Origin of the sequence: Mameliella sp. MMSF_3455 (genome assembly GCF_030733205.1) — a bacterium.
Lineage (GTDB): Bacteria > Pseudomonadota > Alphaproteobacteria > Rhodobacterales > Rhodobacteraceae > Antarctobacter.
Window position 1 is genome coordinate 79,427 of the sequence record NZ_JASHJL010000022.1, and the last position, 6,792, is coordinate 86,218.

At 63.3% G+C, this 6,792-nt stretch carries 6 protein-coding genes and 1 pseudogene; 6 read left to right on the top strand and 1 reads right to left on the bottom strand.

Annotation, left to right across the window (positions count from 1 at the left end):
• Positions 1-197 precede the first annotated feature (197 nt).
• From RBB42_RS16595 to glnT, 6 genes are all read left to right on the top strand, one after another.
• A complete protein-coding gene (locus tag RBB42_RS16595) occupies positions 198-1,571 on the top strand; it encodes an ammonium transporter (RefSeq protein ID WP_305970404.1) in 1,374 nt (457 codons plus the stop codon).
• A gap of 12 nt (positions 1,572-1,583) precedes the next feature.
• Positions 1,584-1,802, top strand: coding sequence for a hypothetical protein (locus RBB42_RS16600; protein WP_305970405.1), 219 nt, complete (start codon positions 1,584-1,586; stop codon positions 1,800-1,802).
• A gap of 147 nt (positions 1,803-1,949) precedes the next feature.
• Complete coding sequence (locus tag RBB42_RS16605; RefSeq protein WP_305970406.1) at positions 1,950-2,879, top strand: class II glutamine amidotransferase; 930 nt, start codon at positions 1,950-1,952, stop codon at positions 2,877-2,879.
• A complete protein-coding gene (locus RBB42_RS16610; RefSeq protein ID WP_305970409.1) occupies positions 2,879-3,556 on the top strand; it encodes a GXGXG domain-containing protein in 678 nt (225 codons plus the stop codon). Before RBB42_RS16605 ends, RBB42_RS16610 begins: the two co-directional genes overlap by 1 nt.
• 7 nt (positions 3,557-3,563) lie before the next feature.
• Positions 3,564-4,910: an FMN-binding glutamate synthase family protein gene (locus tag RBB42_RS16615; RefSeq protein WP_305970407.1), complete on the top strand. Its 1,347-nt coding sequence runs from the start codon at positions 3,564-3,566 to the stop codon at positions 4,908-4,910.
• 105 nt (positions 4,911-5,015) lie between these two features.
• Entirely contained in the window at positions 5,016-6,371 is a 1,356-nt protein-coding gene (gene glnT, locus RBB42_RS16620) for a type III glutamate--ammonia ligase (protein ID WP_305970408.1), read from the top strand.
• 154 nt (positions 6,372-6,525) lie between these two features.
• Here glnT and glyA read toward each other — a convergent pair.
• Positions 6,526-6,792: pseudogene (gene glyA, locus RBB42_RS16625) on the bottom strand (serine hydroxymethyltransferase); the annotation flags it as partial.

The following is a 6,792-nucleotide window of genomic DNA, read 5'->3' on the forward strand; positions in this document are numbered from 1 at the left end:
AAAATCAATACCCGGGTTAAGATTATTTTCCTGCCGGGAAACGCGTCAAATACATGACAACCGGAACAACCATAGGGCAAGCGAGGCATATTTCCACCCTGAGAGTGAAATAAATTTGACATGATGAATGAACTTCGCTTCCCATTGGTGAAATAAGTTGCACTAAAGTCAAGATCCAACAGACAGGGAGATACATAATGGATGGCAACCTGAACGCCCTGACCACGGTGTTCACCGAGTTCTACTACTGGGTGACCGTGGTCTTCATGTTCCTGATTCACGTCGGGTTCTGCATGTACGAGGTCGGTGCAAGCCGTCGACGCAACCACATGCACACACTGATGAAAAACGTCATGGTGATCCCACTGGTCACCGTCACGTTTTTCTTCTTCGGCTGGTGGATCTACTGGGCCTTCCCGATGTTCCCCTTCTTCGGCGGGCTCGACCACGAGATGGGCTCCGGCAATCTCCCCTGGGCTCAATCGATGGGTCCGAACGCCGCGGATCGAATCACCGGAGTGTTCTGGGCGGCCTTCCTCCTGTTCTCCTGGACGGCGGCCTCGATCGTTTCGGGTGCCGTGATCGAACGCATCCGCTCGTCCGCACTTTGGGTGCATGCGGTGCTGATCGGTTCTGTCTGGTGGATCATCGATGCGGCCTGGGGCTGGCATTATGATGGCTGGATGGTGAAGTTCCTCGGCTATCACGACGCTTATGCATCCGGCGTGATTCACGCGATCGCCGGCGGCTATGCCCTGGGCGTGATCGCGGTTCTCGGCCCGCGCATCGGCAAATTCGCCAAGGACGGCACGCCGCGAGACATTCCCCCGCACAACCCGTGGATGCTGACCATCGGCATCTTCCTGATCTACACCGGCTTCTGGGGCTTCTACGCGGCCTGCAACGTGCCCGTGATCTCTCCTGAAGGCATCGGCGGCCAGATCACCGGCACCACCTGGACGGCCACCAACATCTACCTGGCGCCGACCTCGCTGTCCGGGATCACCTTCAACTTCCTGATGTCGCTTTCGGGCGGCTTGATGGCGGCCTATCTCGTGTCCAAGGGCGATGCTTTCTGGACCTTCTCCGGCGGTCTTGCCGGGGTCATCACCGCCTCCGCGGGCAATGACCTTTATCACCCGGTGCAGGCAATGCTGATCGCCGCCGTTGGCGTGGTCATCGTCTACCGCCTGCACTTCTGGGTCGAACGCCGGTTCAAGCTGGACGACGCCGTCGGCGCCGTCGCGGTGCATGGCTATGCCGGTTTCGTGGGGCTGATCATCGCGGGCTTCGTGCTCTGGGGTGCGCCGTCCTCGCCGTATGAAGGCTATGCCACGGTCAACCCGCTGGGTCAGTTCATCGGAGCGATGATCATGTTCTTTGGCCTCGGGTTCCTGCCTGCATTCGCCGTGTCCAAAATTCAGGCGGCAATGGGCGTGTTGCGGATCCCCGAGGAGGTCGAGCTTGAAGGCCTCGATTACGCCGAACACCATGCCTACGAAGAAGCCAAGGAGGCCATCATCGAGGCCGACAAGGCCCACCTGGCCGCCAAACTCACCCCCGCAGAATAAGGAGCGTCCACTATGTCCTCGATTGGTTACGAAAGCTGGGCCGTAGACCTGGCGGATGTCGGTCCGATCTATCCTTTCCAGGGATCGGAAATGCTGATGGTCGCGCTTGGCGTGATCTTCTGGCTGGGCTGGCACCGGATCCAGTTCGTGCGGGAAAGCGAGCACCTGAAACGTGCCAAGCAGCGCGCGCTGGACCACGAGAAGGTCCAGCAAAGCGTCGAACGGTACTGATCCCGAGACCGGCAAGGGTGGGCTGATCGCCCACCCTTGCCTCTCAGGAAAATTTTTTTCATCTTAGTTGCGGCATCGCGTTTCCGGTGCTAGCCTGAACCGGTCAGCCCGATCCGGGTAGAATCAAGAAAGTGGAGCGACACCAGAATGTGCGGAATTGTCGGACTGTTCCTGAAGGACAAGGCGCTAGAGCCCCAGCTGGGTGCCTTGCTCACCGATATGCTCATCACCATGACCGATCGCGGCCCCGACAGCGCCGGGATCGCGATCTATGGCGCCGAGGACACCTCGGCCTCGAAACTCACCGTCCAGGCCGAAGACCCGGACGCGTCCTTTGACGGCCTCGCGGACAAGATGGCCGCGGCGCTGGGTGGCAAGGTCACGCTGACCCGCAACGACACCCACGCGGTGCTGCAGGTCCCCGCCGGCAAGGCGGACGAGGCCCGCACCGCCCTGCGCGAGATCGCACCCGAAGTCCGCGCCATGTCCTTTGGCGATACCCTGGAAATCTACAAGGAAGTCGGCCTGCCCAAGGACGTGGCGGCACGTTTCGACATCGCCAAGATGTCGGGCACCCACGGCATCGGCCACACCCGCATGGCCACCGAATCCGCGGTGACGACGCTGGGCGCACACCCGTTCAACACCGGCTCTGACCAGTGCCTGGTGCACAACGGCTCGCTCTCGAACCACAACTCGCTGCGCCGCAAGCTGCAGCGCGAGGGCATCCATATCGAAACCCAGAACGACACCGAGGTCGGCGCCGCCTACCTGACCTGGAAGATGCAGAACGGCGCGACGCTGGGTGAAGCTCTCGAAGCCTCGCTCGAGGATCTCGACGGTTTCTTCAACTTCGTCGTCGGCACCAAGGACGGCTTCGGCGTCGTCCGTGACCCGATTGCCTGCAAGCCCGCCGTCATGGCGGAAACCGATCAATACGTGGCCTTCGGTTCCGAGTATCGCGCGCTGGTGAACCTGCCGGGCATCGAAACAGCCCGCGTCTGGGAACCCGAACCCGCGACCGTTTACTTCTGGACCCACAACCAGGCCCCCACCCCGAAAAAGAAGGCGGCATGATGCAAACTTACGATCTTCAAGCCAACAGCCTGCGCGACCTGAACGCCGCGCTGCATGCCCAGGCCAATGACACCAACCAGACCAGCTGGGAAATCGTGAACCCGCGCGGCAGCCACGCCGTCGCCGTGGGGCTGGACGCGCCAATCGAGGTCAGCGTCAAGGGATCGACCGGTTACTACACAGCGGGCATGAACAAGCAGGCGACCGTGCATGTGCACGGCTCTGCCGGCCCCGGCGTGGCCGAAAACATGATGTCCGGCACCGTGGTCATCGAAGGCGACGCCAGCCAGTACGCCGGCGCCACCGGACACGGCGGCCTGCTGGTCATCAAAGGCAACGCAAGCTCGCGCTGCGGTATCTCCATGAAGGGGATCGACATCGTGGTGCACGGCAACGTCGGTCACATGTCCGCCTTCATGGCCCAGTCGGGCAACCTGGTTGTCTGCGGCGACGCTGGCGACGCCCTGGGCGACTCGATCTACGAGGCGCGCCTCTTCGTGCGCGGCTCGGTGAAATCGCTGGGCGCCGACTGCATCGAAAAAGAGATGCGGCCCGAACATATCGAAATCCTGCGTGACCTGCTGGAACGCGCGGGCAGCGATGCAAAACCGGAAGAGTTCAAGCGGTACGGCTCGGCACGCCAGCTGTACAACTTCAAAGTCGACAACGCGTATTGAGGGAGACATGAGCGTGAAAGACATCAAGGACAAGACGCCCCCTCGGACAATGCCAATCCAGTCGGCGACCTTTTCGAACCCGATCAACGCCGAGATCCGCCGCGCGGCGGCCACCGGCATCTACGACATCCGCGGTGGCGGCGCCAAGCGCCGGGTCCCGCACTTCGACGACCTGCTGTTCCTCGGCGCCTCGGTCTCGCGTTACCCGCTCGAAGGCTACCGCGAGAAATGCGACACCAAGGTGACCCTTGGCACGCGCTTCGCCAAGAAGCCGATCGAACTGGACATCCCGATCACGATTGCGGGCATGTCCTTCGGGGCTCTCTCTGGCCCCGCGAAAGAGGCTCTCGGCCGCGGCGCATCGGCGGCGGGCACATCGACCACCACCGGTGACGGCGGCATGACCGTCGAGGAACGCGGCCATTCCACCAAGCTGGTCTACCAGTACCTGCCCTCGCGTTACGGGATGAACCCCGACGACCTGCGCAAGGCGGATGCGATCGAGGTCGTGGTCGGCCAGGGCGCCAAGCCCGGCGGCGGCGGCATGTTGCTGGGTCAGAAGATCTCGGACCGGGTTGCCGACATGCGCAACCTACCCAAGGGCATCGACCAGCGCTCGGCCTGCCGGCATCCGGACTGGACCGGCCCGGACGACCTGGAGATCAAGATCCTCGAACTGCGCGAGATCACGGCCTGGGAAAAACCGATCTACGTCAAGGTCGGCGGCACCCGCCCCTACTACGACACAGCGCTTGCGGTGAAGGCCGGGGCCGACGTGGTGGTTCTTGACGGTATGCAGGGCGGCACCGCCGCAACCCAGGACGTGTTCATCGAACATGTCGGTCTGCCGACGCTGGCCTGCATCCGTCCCGCCGTTCAGGCGCTTCAGGACTTGGGCGTTCACCGTGAGGTGCAGCTAGTGGTCTCCGGCGGTATCCGGAACGGCGCGGACGTGGCCAAGGCCATGGCCCTGGGCGCCGACGCGGTGGCCATCGGCACCGCCGCCCTGATCGCGCTGGGTGACAACGACCCGCGTTGGGAATCCGAGTACCAGAAGCTGGGCACCACCGCCGGCGCCTACGACGACTGGCACGAGGGCCAGGACCCGGCGGGGATCACCACCCAGGACGCCGAACTGCAAAAGCGTCTCGACCCGATCGAAGCCGGGCGGCACCTGCGCAACTACCTCAGCGTCATGACGCTGGAGGCGCAGACCATCGCCCGCGCCTGTGGTCACAACAACCTGCACAACCTCGAACCCGAGGACCTGTGCGCGCTGACGATGGAAGCGGCGGCAATGGCCCGCGTTCCACTCGCCGGCACCGAATGGTACCCAGGCAAACCCGGCTTCTGAACCAACACGGCGCGGCCTCTAGTAAGAGGCTGCGCCGCTTCACAAGATGGGGCGCAAACAAGACGACGCCCATCGCGACACGATAGGACAGAGAGGATGACAAAAATGGCAAAAGATCAGGCCGCGCCGGACGCAAAGATCGACCTCGCCACCTACGCCGCTGAACGCGGCGTCAAGTATTTCATGATCTCCTTCACCGACCTCTTCGGTGGACAACGGGCCAAGCTGGTGCCTGCGGCGGCCATTGCCGACATGCAGGAAGACGGCGCCGGATTTGCCGGGTTCGCGACCTGGCTTGACCTGACACCGGCCCATCCCGACATGCTGGCCGTTCCGGACCCCTCCTCTGTCATCCAGCTGCCCTGGCAGCCCGACGTGGCCTGGGTGGCCGCCGATTGCGTGATGGAAGGCAAGCCCGTCGAGCAGGCGCCGCGCAACGTGCTGAAGCGCCTGATTACCGAAGCCGCCGAAGAAGGTCTGCACGTCAAGACCGGCATCGAGGCCGAATTCTTCCTGCTGACGCCGGAAGGCGACGAGATCTCGGACCCTTTCGATACCGCTGCCAAGCCCTGCTACGACCAGCAGGCGGTGATGCGCCGCTACGACGTGGTGCGCGAGGTCGGCGACTACATGCTGGACCTCGGCTGGAAGCCCTACCAGACGGACCACGAGGACGCGAATGGCCAGTTCGAGATGAACTGGGAGTTCGACGACGTTCTCAAGACCGCCGACCAGCACTCCTTCTTCAAGTTCATGGTCAAGTCGGTCGCCGAAAAGCACGGCTACCGCGCAACCTTCATGCCCAAACCCATCGAAGGCCTGACCGGCAACGGTTGCCACGCGCATATCTCGGTCTGGGATGCGCCCGGTGACGCGGCCAAGGTCAACGTTTTCGCAGGCGACGGCGAAGGCCAGACCGGCGAGGTCGGCCTGTCGGAGCGCGGCAAGCACTTCCTTGGCGGAATCATGAAACATGCCAGCGCGCTGGCTGCGATCACCAACCCGACGGTCAACAGCTACAAGCGCATCAACGCACCGCGCACCATGTCCGGGGCCACCTGGGCGCCCAACACCGTGACCTGGACCGGCAACAACCGCACGCACATGGTGCGCGTCCCGGGCCCCGGCCGCTTCGAACTGCGCCTGCCCGACGGCGCCGTGAACCCCTACCTGCTGCAGGCGGTGATCATCGCGGCGGGCCTGTCGGGCATTCACTCCAAGGCCGATCCGGGCAAGCGTCATGACATCGACATGTACGCCGAGGGCCACAAGGTCCGTGGCGCGCCCAAGCTGCCCCTGAACATGCTCGACGCGATCCGCGAGTATGACAAGGACAAAGAGTTGAAGAAAATGATGGGGGCGGATTTCTCGTCGTCCTACATCAAGATGAAGATGCAGGAGTGGAACTCCTTCGTGACCCACTTCAGCCGCTGGGAGCGCGAGCATACGCTCGACATCTGAGGCGTCCCCCCTCGCCCAGACCCGAAAGGCCGCTGCCATTCGCAGCGGCCTTTCTCTTGTTGGCTCAGACAACCGTAGTGCTGACGGAAAAAGGCGGACCACGATACCATCGTGATCCGCCATTTCCGGGCTCCGAGGAAGGATGTGGGGGGCCTCAGAGCTCGGGATAGATCGGGAAGCGTTTGCAGAGGGCGGCGACCTCGGCGCGGACCTTGGCCTCGACCTCGGCGTTGCCGTCCTCGCCGTTGGCGGCCAGGCCGTCGACGACCTCGATGATCCAGTCGGCGATCTGGCGGAACTCGGCCTCGCCGAAGCCGCGGGTGGTGCCCGCCGGCGATCCCAGCCGGATGCCGCTGGTCACGGTGGGCTTTTCCGGATCGAAGGGCACGCCGTTCTTGTTGCAGGTGATATGCGCGCGGCC

Bases quoted from the DNA above. Each gene is read 5' to 3' on its own strand.
- RBB42_RS16600 (WP_305970405.1), top strand. From the start codon at position 1,584: ATGTCCTCGATTGGTTACGAAAGCTGGGCCGTAGACCTGGCGGATGTC.
- RBB42_RS16610 (WP_305970409.1), top strand. From the start codon at position 2,879: ATGCAAACTTACGATCTTCAAGCCAACAGCCTGCGCGACCTGAACGCC.
- RBB42_RS16605 (WP_305970406.1), top strand. From the start codon at position 1,950: ATGTGCGGAATTGTCGGACTGTTCCTGAAGGACAAGGCGCTAGAGCCC.
- RBB42_RS16615 (WP_305970407.1), top strand. From the start codon at position 3,564: ATGAGCGTGAAAGACATCAAGGACAAGACGCCCCCTCGGACAATGCCA.
- glnT (WP_305970408.1), top strand. From the start codon at position 5,016: ATGGCAAAAGATCAGGCCGCGCCGGACGCAAAGATCGACCTCGCCACC.
- RBB42_RS16595 (WP_305970404.1), top strand. From the start codon at position 198: ATGGATGGCAACCTGAACGCCCTGACCACGGTGTTCACCGAGTTCTAC.